Origin of the sequence: Natrinema versiforme JCM 10478, from assembly GCF_000337195.1 — an archaeon.
GTDB lineage: Archaea > Halobacteriota > Halobacteria > Halobacteriales > Natrialbaceae > Natrinema > Natrinema versiforme.
On record NZ_AOID01000004.1, the window covers coordinates 1 to 18,144 of the forward strand.

Annotated in this window: 17 protein-coding genes; 6 read left to right on the forward strand and 11 right to left on the reverse strand. The window is 68.2% G+C overall.

What is annotated here, in order from left to right:
- Both C489_RS00740 and C489_RS00745 read right to left on the reverse strand, forming a co-directional pair.
- Window positions 1–542: hypothetical protein (locus C489_RS00740; RefSeq protein WP_006429169.1), on the reverse strand; the 542-nt coding region annotated here is incomplete at its 3' end.
- Between the two features lie 65 nt (window positions 543–607).
- The gene (locus tag C489_RS00745; protein ID WP_006429170.1) at window positions 608–1,582 is read right to left on the reverse strand and encodes a sugar phosphate nucleotidyltransferase; all 975 of its coding nucleotides are present in this window, start codon (window positions 1,580–1,582) and stop codon (window positions 608–610) included.
- A gap of 151 nt (window positions 1,583–1,733) precedes the next feature.
- Here C489_RS00745 and C489_RS00750 point away from each other — a divergent pair, with 151 nt between their 5' ends.
- Both C489_RS00750 and C489_RS00755 read left to right on the forward strand, forming a co-directional pair.
- Complete coding sequence (locus tag C489_RS00750; protein WP_049890476.1) at window positions 1,734–2,024, forward strand: transcriptional regulator; 291 nt, start codon at window positions 1,734–1,736, stop codon at window positions 2,022–2,024.
- A 181-nt stretch (window positions 2,025–2,205) separates the two neighbouring features.
- Complete coding sequence (locus tag C489_RS00755) at window positions 2,206–2,574, forward strand: DUF7344 domain-containing protein (RefSeq protein WP_006429172.1); 369 nt, start codon at window positions 2,206–2,208, stop codon at window positions 2,572–2,574.
- Here the strand turns inward: C489_RS00755 and C489_RS00760 are convergent.
- Window positions 2,571–3,032 (reverse strand): Rieske (2Fe-2S) protein, encoded by a 462-nt coding sequence (locus C489_RS00760; protein WP_006429173.1) that lies wholly within the window; start codon window positions 3,030–3,032, stop codon window positions 2,571–2,573. The two genes, C489_RS00755 and C489_RS00760, sit on opposite strands and share 4 nt — an antisense overlap.
- Window positions 3,033–3,128: 96 nt before the next feature.
- Here C489_RS00760 and C489_RS00765 point away from each other — a divergent pair, with 96 nt between their 5' ends.
- Entirely contained in the window at window positions 3,129–4,235 is a 1,107-nt protein-coding gene (locus C489_RS00765) for a saccharopine dehydrogenase family protein (RefSeq protein ID WP_006429174.1), read from the forward strand.
- Between the two features lie 90 nt (window positions 4,236–4,325).
- On the opposite strand, the gene C489_RS00770 is transcribed toward C489_RS00765, so the two are convergent.
- The 5 genes from C489_RS00770 to C489_RS00790 all read right to left on the reverse strand — a co-directional run bounded on the left by C489_RS00770 (window position 4,326) and on the right by C489_RS00790 (window position 9,389).
- Window positions 4,326–5,213, reverse strand: a complete 888-nt coding sequence (locus tag C489_RS00770; RefSeq protein WP_006429175.1) for an aminotransferase class IV — start codon at window positions 5,211–5,213, stop codon at window positions 4,326–4,328.
- Window positions 5,210–5,926: an anthranilate synthase component II gene (locus tag C489_RS00775; protein ID WP_006429176.1), complete on the reverse strand. Its 717-nt coding sequence runs from the start codon at window positions 5,924–5,926 to the stop codon at window positions 5,210–5,212. Before C489_RS00775 ends, C489_RS00770 begins: the two co-directional genes overlap by 4 nt.
- On the reverse strand, window positions 5,919–7,526 hold the full coding sequence (gene pabB / locus C489_RS00780) for an aminodeoxychorismate synthase, component I (RefSeq protein WP_006429177.1): 1,608 nt from the start codon (window positions 7,524–7,526) through the stop codon (window positions 5,919–5,921). The genes C489_RS00775 and pabB overlap by 8 nt, the downstream gene beginning before the upstream one ends.
- A 183-nt stretch (window positions 7,527–7,709) precedes the next feature.
- The gene (locus tag C489_RS00785; protein ID WP_006429178.1) at window positions 7,710–8,510 is read right to left on the reverse strand and encodes a helix-hairpin-helix domain-containing protein; all 801 of its coding nucleotides are present in this window, start codon (window positions 8,508–8,510) and stop codon (window positions 7,710–7,712) included.
- Window positions 8,511–8,585: 75 nt separating this feature from the next.
- On the reverse strand, window positions 8,586–9,389 hold the full coding sequence (locus C489_RS00790) for a shikimate dehydrogenase (protein ID WP_006429179.1): 804 nt from the start codon (window positions 9,387–9,389) through the stop codon (window positions 8,586–8,588).
- Between the two features lie 180 nt (window positions 9,390–9,569).
- Between C489_RS00790 and C489_RS00795 the strand changes: the two genes are divergently transcribed.
- A complete protein-coding gene (locus C489_RS00795; RefSeq protein WP_006429180.1) occupies window positions 9,570–10,514 on the forward strand; it encodes a calcium/sodium antiporter in 945 nt (314 codons plus the stop codon).
- 54 nt (window positions 10,515–10,568) lie between these two features.
- Here the strand turns inward: C489_RS00795 and C489_RS00800 are convergent, their stop codons facing one another.
- Both C489_RS00800 and C489_RS00805 read right to left on the reverse strand, forming a co-directional pair.
- Entirely contained in the window at window positions 10,569–11,915 is a 1,347-nt protein-coding gene (locus C489_RS00800; protein WP_006429181.1) for a DUF7344 domain-containing protein, read from the reverse strand.
- A gap of 67 nt (window positions 11,916–11,982) precedes the next feature.
- Window positions 11,983–14,421: a PAS domain S-box protein gene (locus tag C489_RS00805; RefSeq protein ID WP_006429182.1), complete on the reverse strand. Its 2,439-nt coding sequence runs from the start codon at window positions 14,419–14,421 to the stop codon at window positions 11,983–11,985.
- A 141-nt stretch (window positions 14,422–14,562) separates the two neighbouring features.
- On the opposite strand from C489_RS00805, the gene C489_RS00810 reads away from it, so the two are divergent.
- Both C489_RS00810 and ftsZ read left to right on the forward strand, forming a co-directional pair.
- Window positions 14,563–15,897 carry a D-aminoacyl-tRNA deacylase gene (locus C489_RS00810; RefSeq protein WP_006429183.1) on the forward strand — a complete coding sequence of 445 codons (1,335 nt, stop codon included), beginning with the start codon at window positions 14,563–14,565 and terminating at the stop codon, window positions 15,895–15,897.
- A 158-nt stretch (window positions 15,898–16,055) separates the two neighbouring features.
- Window positions 16,056–17,225: a cell division protein FtsZ gene (gene ftsZ, locus C489_RS00815; protein WP_006429184.1), complete on the forward strand. Its 1,170-nt coding sequence runs from the start codon at window positions 16,056–16,058 to the stop codon at window positions 17,223–17,225.
- A gap of 96 nt (window positions 17,226–17,321) precedes the next feature.
- Here ftsZ and C489_RS00820 read toward each other — a convergent pair whose 3' ends face one another.
- The gene (locus tag C489_RS00820; protein WP_006429185.1) at window positions 17,322–17,957 is read right to left on the reverse strand and encodes an OTU domain-containing protein; all 636 of its coding nucleotides are present in this window, start codon (window positions 17,955–17,957) and stop codon (window positions 17,322–17,324) included.
- Window positions 17,958–18,144: the final 187 nt, after the last annotated feature.

The window sequence follows — 18,144 nt, forward strand, 5'->3', positions numbered from 1 at the left end:
TCAGAGATGTGTATAAGAGACAGGATCACGGCCACGACTGCCGGCACGGGTCTGATCGTCTCGACGCCGGCGAGTTGGCGCAGGTACTGGAAACTCGAGGGGCCGACGCCGGCGATCGAACCGACGGGATCTTCGTCGTATCGGTAGTGATCTGCCTCGCTCGCCCACGCGATCAGCGCGTCTCGATCGTCGGGTTCTGGTCGCTTCGCGAGGAGGCGGGCGGCCCCGAGCAGGACGCGTCGGTTTCGCTCGGCACCGAAGGCGGCCGCGAGCGCCTCGTCCTCGCGGTCGAGCGCGGCGAGGTCCGCAAACGAGTCGACTTGACCGGTCGCGACGAATGCCTCGTGAAACCGGCTCACGGCCGGAACGATGCCGTCGAGAAAGTCCTGTCCCGTCGTCGAGGCCGCGGCCTCGGCGAGGAGTAATACGGGATCGTCACCGGTCCAGCGCCGGTACTCGCGGAAGTCGGCCGCGAGTTCCTCGTAGGGAACGCCGTCGACGTACGGCTCGAGGACCGCCCGGACCGTCTGGTCGGAACTCATCGCGTTGTCCGGACGTGTCACACGGGAGGCGTATAGCTGTACGGGTGGCGATGGGCTCGAGCCCGTTACTTGTCCGCGCCGTTCGTGATCGTCGTGTGGGCACCGATGAGCGCCCCGGCGAGGTCCAGATCCTCGATGTGGGTCCCCTGATCGATGATCGAGCGGCGGATGTCGCCGTTTCGAACCGTCGCTTCCGGGAAGATGACCGTGTGCTCGAGGTCGGTCCCCTCGAGGGTCACGCCGTCCATCACGTGGACGTTCTCGCCGATCGCGGTGTCCTCGAGCGTCGCCGAGTCGGCGACCAGCGAGTCCCCGTCTAAGTGCCACGCGACGGCGTCGAGGTAGCTTTCGGGGGTGCCGATGTCAAACCACGCGCCCTCGAACGTGTAGGCGTAGGTCGCCTCACGGTTTTGCAGCCACTGAACGAACCAGCCCGGCTCGTCGGGGTTGTTCCCGTCCTCGAGGTAGGTGGGAAGGAGGTCGAGCGATTCGCGGGGGAACGCATAACAGGCGATCGAGACGAGCGTGCTCTTCGGGTTCTCGGGTTTCTCCTGGAAGTCGACGACCCGGTCGCCGTCGAGGTCGACCAGCCCGTAGGATTTGGCCTTCTCGCGGGAGCCGACGTCGTAGGCGGCGAGGGTGGGGGCGTCTCGCTCCTGAAAGTAGTCGAGGAACGCGGAGACGTCGAAGCTCATTAGGTTGTCCCCGGCGATGATCAGCAGGTCGTCGTCGACGTCCTCGCGGTCGATCAGCTGTGCGAGCGCGCCGACGACGCCGAACTTGTCGTCTTCTTCGGTCGTCTCCTCGACCGAGAGCTGGGGCTTCTCGAAGTCGCTGTCTGCGAGGTGGGCCTCGAAATCGGGCGCGAACCGCTCGTTCGTGCTGACGTAGACCTCCTCGATCCGATCGTCAGCCTCGAGTTCGGCGAAGATGCGATCGACGACGGTCGAGTCGCCGATCGGGAGGAACATCTTGGGCCGGTGTTTGGTAATTGGCCACATTCGCGTCGCGTACCCGCCTGCAAGGACGACGGCCTTCATGGACCGATGTTCACCTGCACCGGGTAAGTTACTTGCCCTTTCACCGGTTTGTCACGCCGCTCGAGTCGCCGACGCGAGACCCCACGGAGTGACCCTCGCCGTGGTGACCGACGGCGGACAGTATAAATATGCGACCGCCGTGAGCCAACGTATGCGAGAGGCCGACGAAACGACGCGACAGCGACTCGCCGACTCCCTCCGCGCCGAACCCGCGACCCCGAGCGAACTGGCCACCCGGCTCGATCTGACTCCCCAGGCGGTGATCAGCCATGTCGAACACGTCTCCCGGTCGGTCGAGGGGACCGACGAACGGCTGCTCGTCGCGCCGCCGACCTGTCGGGACTGCGGGTTCGACGACTACGACGACCTGCTGAACCTCCCCTCGCGGTGTCCCGACTGTAAGAGCGAGTCGATCGACGAGCCGACGTTTACAATCGAGTGAGCGCGGCTGAGAGTCGTCGCTAGGGGACTGTCATCGAGGAACGATAATTGCGGGTCCGATTCGATACTAATATTTAGGGCGCAGGCGAGAACCCGACACGAACACTCGAGCGAACGGCGGCCGTCGAACCGCGATATCGTCCGTTCTCCGCTGCGGCCGTTCGACTCGAGATCACGAACACATGACTTCCAAATCCCACTCGGAGCGCGACTGCGTCGAGTTCGTCCGAACGGTACTCGACTGGCTCGACGAGCACGACGAGTCCGACGCGTCGACCGCGTCGCTCGACGACGCGTTCGCACTCCTCGCGGACCAGCGCCGTCGGCTGCTGCTCGCGGTCATGCGAACCTACGGCGAGGAACTCACACTCCCCGATGCGGCCGAGGAAGTCGCCGTTCGCGAGACGGGCCACAGCGTGACGAACATCTCGGCCGAGCGGGTTCAAGAGGTCTATCTCTCCCTCTACCACGACCACCTCCCGCGGCTCGTCGACGCCGGCCTGCTCGAGTACGATCAGGAGCGGGACCTCGTCGCGCCCAACGCCGTCTAGAACTCGACGTTCGAGGTCGAGGTCCGGTCGAGGTCGTCGCCCTCAAGCGGACCGGTGCCGACGAACTCGTAGTCCTCGTCGGTCAGGTAGACGTCGCCGTCGGAAACAGTGACCTCGAGGTCGCTGAGGTACGCGCCCTCACAGGGACCGAACGTACACCGCCCGGAGTCGGCCTCGAAGTACGCGCCGTGGTTCGCACAGACGAGTTCGCCGTCCCGCATCGGCGCGCCCGACCCCTTGTCCAGTTTGATGTGCGTGAGATGCTGGCAGTAGTTCAGCCAGCAGGCGACTCCGTCGTCCGTGCCCGTCTCGGGCGACGACTCGCCGCCGTCTGCGTCCGTCGCCACGTCCGCGACGAGGATCGCTTCTCGCTCTTCGCCGGCCTCGTCGGCGACGCGAAACAGAAACGTCGAGTCCTCGGGTACGTCCGCAAGCGCCGTGATCCGTCCTGTCTCCATCACCGACCGGTTACGAGTCGGTCGCCCTGAACGTTACGACAACGAGCGAGCAAATGTCTGACGGAGTTTTAACCCACTCTCCGCCAAACGCCGCCTATGGACTCCCTTCTCATCTACGGCTCCTACGGCTACACGGGGCGGCTGATCGCACGCGAGGCCGTCGCTCGCGGCGGCTCGCCCGCCCTCGCCGGCCGCAACGGCCGCGCGGTCGCCGCCCAGGCCGACGACCTCGGCGTCGAGGGCCGAACCTTCGCCCTCGAGTCGGCCGATATCGCCTCCCATCTCGCGACGTTCGATGCCGTGCTGAACTGCGCCGGCCCCTTCGTCGAGACGGCCGAGCCGCTGGTCGAGGCCTGCCTCGAGACCGACACGGACTATCTGGATATCACGGGCGAGTTTCCGGTATTCGAGTGTCTCCGTCAGCGCGACCCCGCCGCTCGAGCGGCGGGGATCACGATGCTTCCCGGCGTCGGCTTCGACGTCGTGCCCTCGGACTGTCTGGCGGCGTTTCTCGCCGAGCAGTTCCCCGACGCCGATCGATTGGCCCTCGGAATCAAAGGCGGCGGGGGGATCTCGCGGGGCACCGCCCGAACCCTCGTCGAACACCTCGGCAGCGGCGGCGTCGTCCGGCGGAACGGGCGACTCATTCAGGTCCCGACCGCGTTCCGAACGCGCGAGGTCGACTTCGGTGACGGCCCCGAACACGCCGTCACGGTCCCGTGGGGCGACGTCGTCACCGCCGCCCACAGCACCGGTATCGAGTCGGTCGAAGTCTACGCCGCCGCCCCGCCGTGGGCGACCAGAGCCTTGTCGGCCGTCGACTCCCTCGAGTGGCTCCTCGAGCGCCGGCCCGTCGAGGGGCTGTTGAAGCGGCTGATCGACGCCCGCCTCGACGGGCCGGACGAACAGCAGTTGGCGACCGGCAGCGCCGTCGTCTGGGGCGAGGTCCGCGACGAGGCCGGCGACCGACGCGCCCGCGCGAGACTGCGAACGCCGAACCCCTACGCGCTCACCGTCGAGTCGGCGGTGACGGCCGCCGAGCGAGTACTCGAGGGTGACGGGATCCCGGCCGGCTTCCAGACGCCGGCGAGTGCCTTCGGGAGCGAGTTCGTACTCGAGCTCACGGGAACGGAGCGGGAACTGGTGGAGACACCGGTTGAGTCGGGCGAGGCAAATCCGTCGGCCGTCGAGTCCGACGACTGAGTCGTCCATCGCTATCGCGCATCGCGCGATGGTCGCGTTCCTGTGGACGTACTGCAGTGGCGGATCCCCGCTCTGGCTGCGTCGACGGGGTCAGTGACCGTTATCCGACCGGTAACACGACTCCTCGACGCGTTCGTCGTACAGTCCCGCCAGTCGATCCGTGACCGGACCACCGCCGATGGCGTGCCCGTCGACGGTCGCGATCGGCCGGAGTTCCCACGTGCGATTCGTGAGAAACGCTTCGTCGGCCTCGAGCACGGCCGCCGGCTCGTACCGCCCTTCGCGGACCGAAATCCCAGCGTCGCGAGCCATCTCGAGGACGATTCCCCGCGTGATTCCCGGCAGCACGGAGCCGTCGGTCGACGGCGCGTGCACCGTCCCGTTGCGGACGAAAAACAGGTTGCTCGTGGCCCCCTCCGCAATTGCGCCCTCGAGATCGCACATGAGCGCCTCGTCCGCGTCGCCCTCGAGTTCCGCGCGAGCGAGGATCCCGTTCAGGTAGTTGTGGGTCTTGGCCGCAGCCGGGATCGCCTCGTCGGGGATCCGCCGCGTTTCGACCGTCTGGACCGTCGCCGGGCCGTCCCAGACGGGGTCGCCCTCGAGCCCACCGCGCGGAAGCGGCTTGACGTAGATCACGACGGCCGGATCGACGTCGGACTGGGGCGTGAGTTTGCCCGGCTGCACCCCGCGCGTGATCGAGAGGCGGACGTAGGCGTCCGCGAGGTCGTTCGCCGCGAGCGTCTCGTCGATCCGCGAGCGCAGGTCCGCGGCCAACAGCCCGTGCTCGAGCGACAGGGACTCGCAGGTCCGCTCGAGGCGCTCGACGTGGTCGTCCCACGCGAAGACGGTCCCGCCGTAGGCCCGCAGCGTCTCGAAGGCGGCGTCGCCGTACCGGAAGCCGCGGTCGTCGACGCTGACGGTCGCGTCGCTCGCGGGGACGAGGTCGCCGTCGACGTGGTAGCGCAGTTCGTCGCTCATGCTCGGTTTCCACCCCGATCGGCCGCCGCGGCGAACCGACAGAAGTTCGCGATCAGCCGCTTGCCGAGATCGAGCGAGATGTCGTCGCCGGAGCCGTCGTCCGTACCGTTCGTCCCATCTGTACCGTCCGCATCGTCCGATCCGGTCGCCGCGTCGGGCTGGGCCCGCGTGAGGATGCTCTCGGGGTGGAACTGCACGCCGAGATGGGGGTTCTCGCGGTGGCGAACCGCCATCAGGACGCCGCGTTCGTCCGCCGTTCGGGCGGTCTCCACGAGCGATTCCGGCAGGTCCGCGCGGTCGACCGACAGCGAGTGGTAGCGACCGACCTGAAACGTCTCGGGGAGTCCGGCGAACAGGCCCTCGCCGTCGTGGGTGATCGCCGACGGCTTCCCGTGGACGACGTCGGGCGCGTGGACCACCGGCGCGCCGTTGGCCGCACACAGCGCCTGATGACCGAGGCAAACGCCGAGAATCGGAATGTCAGTCTCGGCGAACAGCGGCATCGAGACCCCGGCCTCCTGTGGCGTTCCGGGACCCGGCGAGACGACGATTCCGGTCGGCTCGAGGTCGCGAACGCCCGCGACGTCGATTTCGTCGTTCCGCCGGACGATCACCTCGTCCGCGACTTCGCCGACGTACTGGACGAGATTGTACGCGAACGAGTCGTAGTTGTCCACGACGAGGATTCGGGTTTCGGGTGTGGACTCAGTCACCGGTCTCACCTCCGTCGGCTCGCTCCGAATCGGCTTTGCTGTCGGCCTCGAGTTCCAGATCGGCCCGCTCGCCAAGCGCCTCGTCGACGGCCGTGATGAGCGCGCGGGCCTTATCGAGGGTTTCGTCGTACTCGCGGGCGGGATCGGAGTCGTGGACGATGCCCGCACCGACCCGCAGGTGGTACTCGTCGGCGTGGCGGACCAGCGTCCGAATGACGATATTGAGGGTGGCTCGGCCGTCGAAGCCGAAGATGCCGACGCTGCCCGTGTAGGGGCCGCGACGGGTCGCCTCGAGTTCGTCGATGATCGCCATCGTCCGCGGTTTCGGCGCGCCGGTGATCGTGCCGCCGGGGAACGTCGCCGCGACGGCGTCGGCGAGGGTCGCGTCGGGTCGTAGTCGGCCGGTGACGTTCGACACGAGGTGCATCACCTCGGCGTAGCGGTCGATCCGGCGGTACTCCTCGACGTCGACGGAGCCGTACGCACAGACCTTGCCGAGGTCGTTGCGCTCGAGATCGACCAACATGGCGTGCTCGGCGCGTTCCTTTTCGTCCGTCAGCAGATCCGCCTCGAGCGCGTCGTCTTCCTCGGACGTGTCACCGCGCGGGCGCGTGCCGGCGATGGGTTCGGTCCGGACGAAATCGCCGTCGCGTTCCAGCAGCAGTTCGGGACTCGCGCTCACCAGATCGGCCGCACGGAACTCGAGCAGACAGGAGTAGGGGGCCGGATTGACCCGCCGGAGGGCGTCGTAGGCGGCGACGGGGTGGACCGCGGCGGGCGCGACCAGCCGCTGGGAGATGTTCGCCTGAAAGGTATCGCCGTCGCGGACGTACTCCTTGACCCGGCGCACGCGGTCGGCGAAGGCCTCGCGGCCGCAGTCGCTCTCGAAGGTCGCTTCCGGGCTCGAGACCGGGGGCTCGCCGACCTCGGGATCACCCTCGCGGACGGTCTGCGCGAGGTCCAGCGCCCGCTGGCGGCCGCGTTCGTAGGCCGCCTCGAGGTCGGCGTCCGTGGGGTCGCCGTCGGCGGTCTCGACGGGAATCCGCGGACAGGCCGTAATCCGCAGCGTCACGTCGCCTTCAGTCGGTTCCTCCCACGCGACGAGCCGGTCGTAGACCGCGACCTCGAGCCGGGGCAGTCCCCGGTCGTTGACGGCCGAGTCGGGCAGGGACTCGAGTTCGCGGGCGATATCGTAGGCGAGCCAGCCGACGGCCCCGCAGGGGTAGGGCACGTCACAGTCGCCGCGTGCGAGCCGGTCGCCCGCGAGCAGTCCCTCGAGTGCGGCGAGGCTCGGCGATCGGTCGTCGTCTCGAGTCCGCAGAGTCGCGTCGGCACCGACGGTGAGCCGGTCGACGGGATCGACACCGAAGTAGCCCCAGCCGGGTTGGCCGCCGGTCGTCTCGAGGAATGCACCACCGTCGCCGTCCCGCGCCCGCCGGTAGGCGACGAACGGATCGTCGACGGTCGCGCGGACTTCGACGGGGACGCGGAGTCCGGCCTGTGTCGGCGACGCGGCCCCGTCCGCAGCCGACGCGCCGCCGTGGTCGCGAACGGCGGCGCGAAACGAGTCGAGCGTCGTCACGACGCGCGGATCGCTCATGTGCCTCGAGACGGACCCGGCCAGTAATTCGCTTGCGGTTCCGGGCCCCGCCAACGGCGGGGCCAGCACAACGGGCGAACACAGCGCGAATAAACGAGCGAGAACAGCGTCGAAGAAAGAGAACGCAGAGACGAGAGAACGGGGTCGACAGTCGGGCGGGGTCGATGGTCGGGGCGGGGTCGATTACCTGACTTCGGCGCGGTCGATCCAGCCCTGAATGCGCTTCTCGGAAATGTCGGTTTGGTCGGCCAGTTCGGCGGCGTCCGCGGCGGCGAGTTCGCCGACGGTGTCGACACCCGCCCCGGCGAGCCGGTCGGCGTAGGCCGGGCCGATTCCCTTGATCACGTCGACCGACTCCCCGTCGGCGTCGTCGGTCTCGGGGTCGGCTTCAGCCTCAGCCTCGGCCGACTCGGATTCCTCGAGTGCTTCGGGTTCGGTCTCGGCCGCTTCGGCCGCCCCAGTGCCGGCGTCCGATTCCTCGGCGGGTTCGTCGACAGTCGCGTCGGCGTCGTCAGCGTCGCTCGAGGCCGCGTCCTCGTCGGTCTCGGCCGCGGCGTCCGGCTCGCTCTCGGCGGCTGTATCCGCCTCGTCAACCTCGGCCTCTGTGGCCGGTTCGGCGTCGGGCTCGGCCTCCTCGACCGGAGACGATTCTGCGGGTTGGGCCGTCGTCTCCGTCGTCGCCGGTGCGTCGTCCGTGTCCGTCTCAGTCGTGTCTGCCGGTTCGGCGGTCTCGGCCGACGCCTCCGCCGATTTCGTCTCCGTCTCGGTCGACGTCCCCGAGCCCGTCGCGGCCGATTGTGGCGGCTCTGTGGTTCCGGTCGACCGTCCGCCGGTCACCGGCTCGTCTCGATCCGCGTCGACGCCGGTCGTCTCGTCCGTCGATCCTTCCCGCTCGACCGTTACCCCGACCTCTCGAGCGCCTCCCCGCTCCGAGTCCGACTCGTCGAACCCCAACAGGGACTTCAGCTTTTGGAGGATTGCCATTATCTCGATGTAGTCGGCTCCGACACTTAAATTCGCCTGATACTGACAGCGAGGACAGCGATCGTGTCCGTTCGCTTACAGCCGCGAGCGCAGCGCCTCGTTCATCACCGCGACCGGCGCGTCCCGACCGGTCCAGATCTCGAAGGCCTCGACGCCCTGATAGAGCAGCATCCACGCGCCGTCGACGGTCGTCGCCCCAACTTCGGCCGCGTCGGCCAGGAGCCGCGTCTCGAGCGGTCGGTAGACCGCGTCCAGTACCGCCAACTCCTCGTGGAGCGCATCGGCGGGGACCGGCGTCGCGTCCTCTTCCATCCCCACGCTCGTGGCGTTGATCAGGATGTCGGCGTCGCCGACCAGTTCCTCGAGCGCCGCGAGCCCGTGACCGGTGGCCCGCGGCACCTCGTCGGCCAGTTCGTGGGCCGTCTGCTCGGTCCGGTTGGCGATCGCGACGGTCGCACCGGCGTCCGCGAGGCCGAAGGCGACCGCCCGCCCGGCACCGCCGGCACCGACGACGACCGCTCGGGCGTCCTCGATGTCTACGTCGTGATCGCGCAACGCGCGCAACGCGCCGACGGCGTCGGTGTTGTACCCCGTCGGCGGCCCCGACCCCGAGAAGTCGATCGTGTTGACCGCGCCGATCCGGGTCGCCAGATCCTCGGGCGCGACGATCTCGAGGGCGTCCTGCTTGAACGGAATCGTCACGTTCAGCCCTGCGACACCGAGCGCGTCGGCTCCGTGAACGGCGTCGTCGATGTCGTCTTCGTCGGGCTCGAAGGTCACGTAGCGCGCCTCGAGCCCGAGTTCGTCGTAGGCCGCCTCGTGCATCGGCGGCGACAGCGAGTGGCCGACCGGGTTGCCGAGCAGACCGTATACGTCCATAGCCATCTTGCCCGACACTCGAGGCGGCGGGACTATAATCGGTCTGGCTTCGGCCGGGCTCTTGTCCGCTGAGTCGTCTCTCAATCGACCGCTCGAGCCGTCGGTATCGGGCCGACGGACGGTCACGCGGGTCGACCCCGTTTCGGGTCGCTTTTCACCGCGTCCTGAGTAGCCGACCGCATGCTTTCCGGAACGCCGTTGTTTCTCCTCTTGCTGGCGGGCGGAATCGTCGCGCTGTACGGCGGTGCCGAGTTACTGGTCGCGGGGGCGGGTCGGCTGGCGCTCGGGATCGGGCTCCGGGCGACCACCGTCGGCGTGACCGTGATCGCGTTCGCGACGACCGCGCCCGAACTGTTCGTCTCGACGATCGGTGCGGTGAACGTCTCGACCGACATCGGCCTCGGCGCGGTCGTCGGCTCGAACATCGCGAACATCGGGCTGGTTCTCGGGGCCGCCGCCCTGATCAAACCGCTCCCGATCGAGGGGCGAGTCATGCGCCGGCACGTCCCCGTCATGGTCCTCGCCGCGGTCTTGCTGGTCGCGCTCGGCGCGAACGGTCGGATCGGCCGCCTCGAGGGAGCGATCTTTCTGCTCGTTCTCGCCGGGTTCACGGCCTTTCTCCTCTATTACGTCAACGCAGATCCGATGCCGATGGACGACGATCCCGACGCCGGTGCCGGGATCTCGATCCGAGATATCGCGCTCGTGATCGGCGGGTTGGTCGCGCTCGTCATCGGTTCGCGGTGGCTCGTCGCCGGCGGGACGGGGCTGCTGTCGGCGCTCGGCGTCTCGGATCTCGTTATCGGCCTGACGGTGCTCGCCCTCGGCACGTCGCTCCCGGAACTGGCCGCCTCGGTCGTCGGGGCCGTCCGCGGCGAGACCGAGTTCGCGATCGGCAACGTCGTCGGCTCGAACATCTACAACATCCTCGCGGTGTTGGGGATCGTGGCCCTGATTACCCCGATCGAGATCCAACCCGCGACGCTCAGATTCGAGCTCCCGATCATGATCGGCTTTACCGTCGTGCTGGTCGGAATGATGGGATACGGCCGTCGACTCACCCGGATCGACGGTGCGCTCCTCATCGCCGGCTATCTCGGGTTTCTCTACCTGCTGGTTCCCTGATCGGTCGCCGAAAAGAGCAGTCGGCAGACTCTCCGCGTCGCTTCATCCCGACAGTCACAACGGCAGCGGCGTCCCATCGCGGTCGTCGCCGATCGGCGTCAGCCGATCGAGACGCGGCCCCAACCGATCACAGACGACCGAGACCAGCGCGTTCGCCCGGCCGTCGCCGGTGATCGCGCCGACCCGCGGCTCCCCGCCGGGTCCCGATTCGTCTATCGTCACCAGCATGGCCGACTCGCGGTCGGCGAAGACCACGCAGCCGTGGCGTTCCCCCTCCATCGGGAAGGTGAGCCAGTCGAACTGGGGCTCGCAGACGGTCGCGGTCGGCACCGCCGACCGGACGGTGTCGCGGACCCGCGGCGACCGCGACGCGACGTAGACATCGACGCCCCGGTCGGCCGCCGCCAGCCAGCGCTCGAGACACGCCGGTCGGATCATCTCGCCGGTCGGCACCATGACGAACAGCTCCTCGTCGGCCCCGTCGACAATTTCGCGTCCCCTGTCCAAGACGTTCGCTCGCCCCTGCAGCGTCCAGCAGGTATCGGTTCGGATGTCCGTGCCGTCGCCGTTTCCGGCCATTTTCGGCGTGGTCGACGCGGTCCCGGACTCCCCGATCGCGGTACCCGTTTCGGCCGTGTCGGCCTGCCGGTCCCCCGCGTCCCGGACGAGATCGGCGGCCTCGCCGAGCGGGCCGTCGGCGAGCCAGTCGACCTGCCACTGCGGCGCGTCGGTCGCCAGTTCGACCCCGTTCGCGAGGTCGTCGTACGCCACGAGCCCCGCCTCCGAGAGCGCGGGGAGGTGTTCGTGGGCGAGCGCCGTCGCGACGGTTCGACACTCCGCCTCGGTGACGTCGACCAGCTGCGTTCCGTCGCCGCCCTCTCGGGCGACGACCGCCGCGGCGAGGTCGGCGACCGCGACGGAGCCACGCCGCCTCGCGAGCGCGGCGCAGACGGCACGGCTACGCGGGTTGCGAAGCGCCGTGAGCGTTCGGTTCAGCGTCGACTCGTCGACGGGGACCGTTTCGCCGGTCGGGTCGGCGAGCAGCGGTTGAACCCAGTCGAGGGCAAAGAGCGGATGGTCGGCGAGCGCGACCCTCGTCGCGTCGTCGCTAGTGGGGTGACACAGGACACCGCTGTCGATCAGCCGCGGAACGTGGTTGTGAACCAGCGAGACGTGAACCTCCTCACACTGGTCGTCGGTGACGATGGGACAGTTGTATTCGATCGTCGCGACCTCGGTCGCGAGCGCAGCGATCGACATCGGGTCCGACGCCGACACCGACGTCGCGTCGCCGGCGGACGTGCCCTCGCGGTCGAGCAGCGCGGCGAGGACGTATCGTCGCTTGGGCTCCGCGAGGACGTCCAACGCGGTCGCCATCTCGGTGTCCGGGTGTGAACTCATTGGTCGCTAGAGACGGTTGCCGGGGGAAAGAAGTGTACCAGCATGCTCTGGTATCGCCGAGTGGTTATCAGTCGTTCTCGCCGAAATACGCCGACAGAAGCTTCGCCTGGGCCACTCGGAGATGCTGGTGGAACGTCTGGCGTGCGATATCGAGCCGATCTGCAATCTCGCTCGCGTCGCTGTTTCGGGTCGGCCACTCGAAGTAGCCGCCGTGGTAGGCCGCCTCGAGCGCCAGCCGCTGTTTCTCGGTCAGCATCGACTCGACGGTGCGCCGGAAGTCGCCGCGGGTCTCGACCGGCCGGTCGACGGTTCGCTTCGAGACGAGCCGGGTATCGGGGTAGGCCGACGTGATCGCGCCGACGAGTTCGCGCAGGTTCACGTCGGGGCTCACCTGCACCGTAAACGTCGCGACGCCGTCGCGGACGACTTTCGACTGCAGCCGCGCGCCGTACTCTCCGAGCAGGTCGGTGATCGTCGAGCCGCGGACGACGACCTCCCAGTAGCTCTCCCCCTCGGCGTCGTCGATGCGGCGCAGTTCCGTGATCGAGGGGTCGTCCCGCGCGAGGTCTCGAACCGCAGCCGGATCGATCTCGGAGACGGTGAGATAGAACACGAACACGCCGTCGGTCAGCGGCAGGACGTGATCGATCGAGAGGGTACAATTCCCCCGCCTCGAGAGATCGATACAGACGTCCCCGCTGTCGGTCGATTCGAACTCGAGTTCGACGACGGTGTCCATGTAGAGCAGCCGACGGACCGCCATCGCGTTGATCGCGTGGCCGATCGTGCCGCCGAATTCTTGGAGCACGCCACGTTCCCGGTCGGCGAAGGCCGTCGGCTCGTCGGCGGCGATCACGAGCGCGCCGAAGACGCGATCGCTCGCGGCGATCGGCACGACCGCGACCGAGCCGTAGCCCCGATCCTCGGCGTCGGCCCGCCACATATCGACCGCGCTCTCGCGGAGATCCCGGTAGCACTGGACGGTCCGCGTCTCGAACGGCGATTCGCCGGGGCCGTCAGCCGGCGGGTCGACGAACGACGAGAGCACGCCCTCGGCCGCGGCCGCGTCGATTCTCGCCCACGCCTCCGGCTCCCACGAGTAGCCGTCAGCCGTCGTGGCGGGCTCCGCTTGCCCGATGACCGCGAACCGGTAGACGTCGGTGGCCGCGAACGCCTCGACGACCGCCGTTTCGATCTCGTCGCGGGTCTCCGCCGCGACCATCGTCTCGTCAATCGTCCGGACGACCGCGTTGAGCCGCTCGAGGCGCTCGAGTTCCCGCTCGCGGACCTTGCGGTCGGTAATGTCCCGACCGACGCCGGTAAACCCGAGCACGCTGCCGTCGTCGGCGGTGATTCGAGCGCTGTTGAACTCGTAGGGGATCCGCCGCCCCGCTTTCGTGAGGATCCGTCCCTCGGCCGTGACGCGCTCGCCGTCCTCGAGGATTCGGTCGATCGCCTCGCTGATGTGCTCCCGATCCGCCGGCGCGATGAATTTGAGCGGATGCATCCCGGTGAGTTCGTCCCGATCGTAGCCGGTGACGCGCTGGAACCGCTCGTTCCACTCGATCAGCGTCCCCTCGGTGTCGAACGCGTAGAACAGGTCCGGCTGCGCCTCGAGGAGGCTCTCCGTGAACGCCTTCTCCTCGCGGAGCGCTCGCTCGCGGGCCTTGCGGTCGCTGATGTCCCGGCCGGTGCCGGTAAACCCGAGCACGCTGCCGTCGTCGTCGATGATCCGGGCGCTGTTGAACTCGTAGGGGATCCGCCGCCCGTCTTTCGTGCGGAGATCCGCTTCGACGGTGACGTACTCGTCTTCCTTGAGGACCCGACGGACCGCGTCGGCGATCCGCTCGCGGTGTTCCGGGACGACGAACTCGAGCGGGCGCATCTCGGCGAGTTCGGACTCGGTGTACCCCGTCACCGCCGGCACGCGGTCGTTCCACTCGAGGTAGTTCTCGTCCGCGTCGAACGCGTAGACGATGTCCGGTTGTGCCTCGAAGATGCTCTCCGCGAAGGCGTTCGCTTCGCGGAGTTGCCGCCTGCGCTCGCGCTCCTCGGTGCGGTCGCGGACGACCCAGACGTATCCCCGCAGGTCCGCTTCGTCCGGCGCGGCGCGTCCGACCTCGCCGTCCTCGTGGATCGGTGCGATTTCCTCGTGGGCCCAGAACCGGCTCCCGTCGCTCCGGACTCGCCAGCCGTCGTCCTCGGCGTTCCCGTCCGCGCGCGCTCGCTCGAGTATCCGCTCCGGGCGGCCGGACTCGCGGGCGTCCGACGGGAAGACGGTTCGATAGTGGGAGCCGACGATCGTCGCTTCGTCGTACCCCGTGAGCCGCCGCGCACCGTCGTTCCACGCGGTGACGCGTCCATCGGCGTCCAGCAACGCGACGGCGGCGTCGCTGATGACGTCGCTCAGTTCGCGGATATCGATACACCCGATCGGCGGGTCGCGTCGTTCTGCAGCGCGATTCGTCTCGTCCGGCGACTCCGTGCAGTTTCCCGAATCGTCCATTACGGCCACCGATCCCTGTGGTGTGATCACACCACCCACTGTGGAAAAACCACTGGTAGCCGTCGCCACGGGTTTTTCATCGCGGCCCCACCGCGGTCGCGAACCGGCGACGTTAACGGTCCCACGCCTCGAGCATGGAGTATGACCCGTCTCGCCATCGTCGAGAGCCGCGCCGACCGCGCCTCGACGCACATCTGTGACCGCCTCCGCGAGCGCGCCGACTGGACGGAACGGACCGACGACGCCCGGCCGGCGGCCGACGGGGGCGGAACGGTCTACCGGACCGACGGTGCCGAACTCCGGTCGTTCGACGACCTCCACATCGACCTCGAGTCGCCCACCGACGCCTTCGACTGCGACCCCGACCTGCTCGTCTTCNGCCACTCCGGCGACACCGGCCCGCTGCTGACGGGCCACTTCACGGGGAACTTCGGCCCGGCCGAGTTCGGCGGCGAGCCCGACGCGCTGGCCGATGCGGCCCCGAACGCGCTCGCCCGCTTGCTCGCCGCCTTCGACGAGTACGCCCCCGACGAGTACGAGGTCGGCATGGAGGCCACCCACCACGGCCCCACCGATGTCGGCGCGCCGTCCCTGTTCGCGGAACTCGGCAGCGGCGACGAGCAGTGGGACGACCCCGACGGTGCCGACGCCGTCGCTCGCGCCATCCTCGAGCTTCGAGACACTGGCCCCCACCGCTCGAGACAGGTCGTCGGCTTCGGCGGCAACCACTACGCCCCGCGGTTCGAGCGCATCGTTCGGAAGACATCGTGGGCGGTCGGCCACGTTGCGGCCGACTGGGCGCTCGAGGCGATGGACCACCCGACGGCCCACCGCGACGTCCTCGAGCGCGCCTTCGACGCCAGCGAGGCCGACATCGCGCTGCTCGACGGCGAGTGGCCGGTCCTCGAGGAGACCCTCGAGTCGATGGACTGCCGGATCGTCAGCGAGACGTGGCTGCGCGAGGTCGACAATCGGCCGCTCGAGGTGGTCGATCGGGTCGAGTCCGATCTGGGGGCCGTCGACGACGGCGTCCGCTTTGGCGACCGACTCGCGGAATCGTTCGCCGTCGTCGATCTCCCGGCCGATCTCGTGAGCACCGCACAGGGAATCGATCCGGATCGCGTTCGAGCGATCGTCGAGGCAGAAACCGTCGCCTTCACGACCGACAACGGCGGGAGTCGCGTCGGCTCGCGGGCGGCGGTTCCCGAGCGCGAGGGCGACTCGAGCGAGCCACTCGAGACCATCATCGAGGGACTGGCCGACGTGCTCGCCGACAAATACGACGCGGTGACGATCGAGGACGACGCCGTCGTCGCCGAAGAGACGGCTTTCGACCCCAGGTTAGCGCGGCAGGTCGGCGTGCCCGAAGGACCGAAGTTCGGCGCGCTCGCCGACGGCGACTCGGTCACGGTCGACGGGGAAACGGTCAGTCCCGAGAGGGTTCGGACCGAGCGGACGCGTCGGTTTCCGATCTGACTGGATTGCGAATCGACAGTAAGTAACGCTTACGGCCGCCCGTCCAGCTGATTCGATCTCTCCTCGCTCAGACACATAAGACGCTATTAACGTGTCAGACAGGCGGCTGACGTGTAGGGGAAAGGTAATTATGCTCCATCGTTTAGACAGGGCCAAGAATGGACTCTCTAATCGACGACGCGATCGACGAGGCCGAGGACGGGGCGGCCGCGGACCCCGCCGACGCGCCACAGGGCGGGCAGTCGCCCGGCGGGACCGAGTCGGACGGCCGACAGACCGGGACGATGACCGACGACGAACTCGAAGACGTTCTGCAGGATCTCCAGACCGATATCACGGTCGTCGGCTGCGGCGGTGCCGGCGGGAACACGATCAACCGCATGCACGAGGAGGGCATCCACGGCGCGAAACTCGTCGCCGCCAACACCGACGTCCAGCACCTCGTCGAGATCGACGCCGACACCAAGATCCTCATGGGCGAGGAGAAGACCGGCGGCCGCGGGGCCGGCTCGCTCCCGCAGGTCGGCGAGGAGGCCGCCCTCGAAAGCCAACAGGACATCTACGACGCGATCGACGGCTCCGACATGGTCTTCGTCACGGCCGGCCTCGGCGGCGGCACCGGCACGGGTTCCGCACCCGTCGTCGCCAAAGCCGCCCGCGAGGCCGGCGCGCTCACGATTTCGATCGTCACGACGCCCTTCACCGCGGAGGGCGAAGTTCGGCGGACGAACGCCGAAGCCGGCCTCGAGCGCCTGCGCGACGTTTCCGACACCGTGATCGTCGTCCCCAACGACCGACTGCTCGACTCGGTCGGCAAACTCCCCGTCCGGCAGGCGTTCAAGGTCAGCGACGAGGTGCTGATGCGCTCGGTCAAGGGCATCACGGAACTCATCACGAAACCCGGCCTCGTCAACCTGGACTTCGCCGACGTCCGCACCGTCATGGAACGGGGCGGCGTCGCGATGATCGGTCTCGGCGAGTCCGACTCCGAGGCGAAAGCCGAAGATTCGGTCAAGACCGCGCTGCGCTCGCCGCTGCTCGACGTCGACATCTCCGGTGCGAGTTCGGCGCTGGTCAATGTCACCGGCGGCAACGACATGGCCATCGAGGAGGCCGAAGGCGTCGTCGAGGAGATATACGACCGGATCGACCCCGATGCCCGCATCATCTGGGGGACCTCCATCGACGAGAGCCTCGAGGGCAGCATGCGGACGATGATCGTCGTCACCGGCGTCGAATCGCCCCAGATCTACGGCCGTCCCGACGGCGAGGATGCCGTCCAGCCCGAAGCGCCCGCTCAAGGCGAGGACATCGACTTCGTCGAGTAATCGAGCGCTCGAGTCGACCCGCGTCGCGATGCGAGTCCACGCAGTCGTTTCTCTCTGCAAGTCGGCGGTGATTTTGCATCACTCTCCGCTCTCACCTCAACAGATCGGCTTCGGGTCGAGACCGAGGTCGTCCAGCGAATCGGCGTACGCCTCGTAGGCCGCGGTGATCGTATCTTCGGCCGCCGTCCGCGCACGCTCCCAGTCGTCGTCCTCGGTACAGACCGCCTCGAGTAACGCGGCCGCCCGATCGCCCTGTGTGTCCGTTTCGGTCCGCAACTCTCGGAACCGGTCGGCGCGTCGCTCGTCGCCCTCGTTGACGAAGAAGTTCACGAGCTGCAGGTGGGTTCGATCGCCGACCATCGCCCGCCCGACCAGCCCCCCGAGTCGAGCCGCCGTCGGCTCCAGCGACCGGAGGTGTTCGTGCATCGGTCCGACGTCGTCTCCGTCGACCGCCGATTCGTCCTCGAGGTCGGTCGCGATCTGGTCGTAGTGGTCCCGTTCCTGCTCGCGATAGTCGGCGAAGAGCTGTCGCGCGTCCTCGTGCGCTTCGTCGTCGGCCCACGCCTCGAACGTCTCCATCGCCGCCCGCTCGCTCGCCGCGGCGATCCGGAGGACGGTCGCTTCGGCGAGGTCCGCGTCGGTGAGCGCGACGAGGAGTTTCGACGACCCGAGCCGCTCGAGTTCGACGGCCATCGATTCCGCGACCGAGTCCTGGAATTCGGCGGCGTCCATACCGAACTGACACCGCGGAGCCTGTTGAACGTTGGTGCGGGTTGCCCGGCCGCGGCTTTAACCGAACTGGGCCCCTATCGAACGATATGACAGACCGGAGCGACGCCGTCGATCCGGCCGACGACCCGTCCTCGATCGCTCCCAGTGCGCTGGCCGAACTGCTGCGATCCTGTCTCTTATACACATC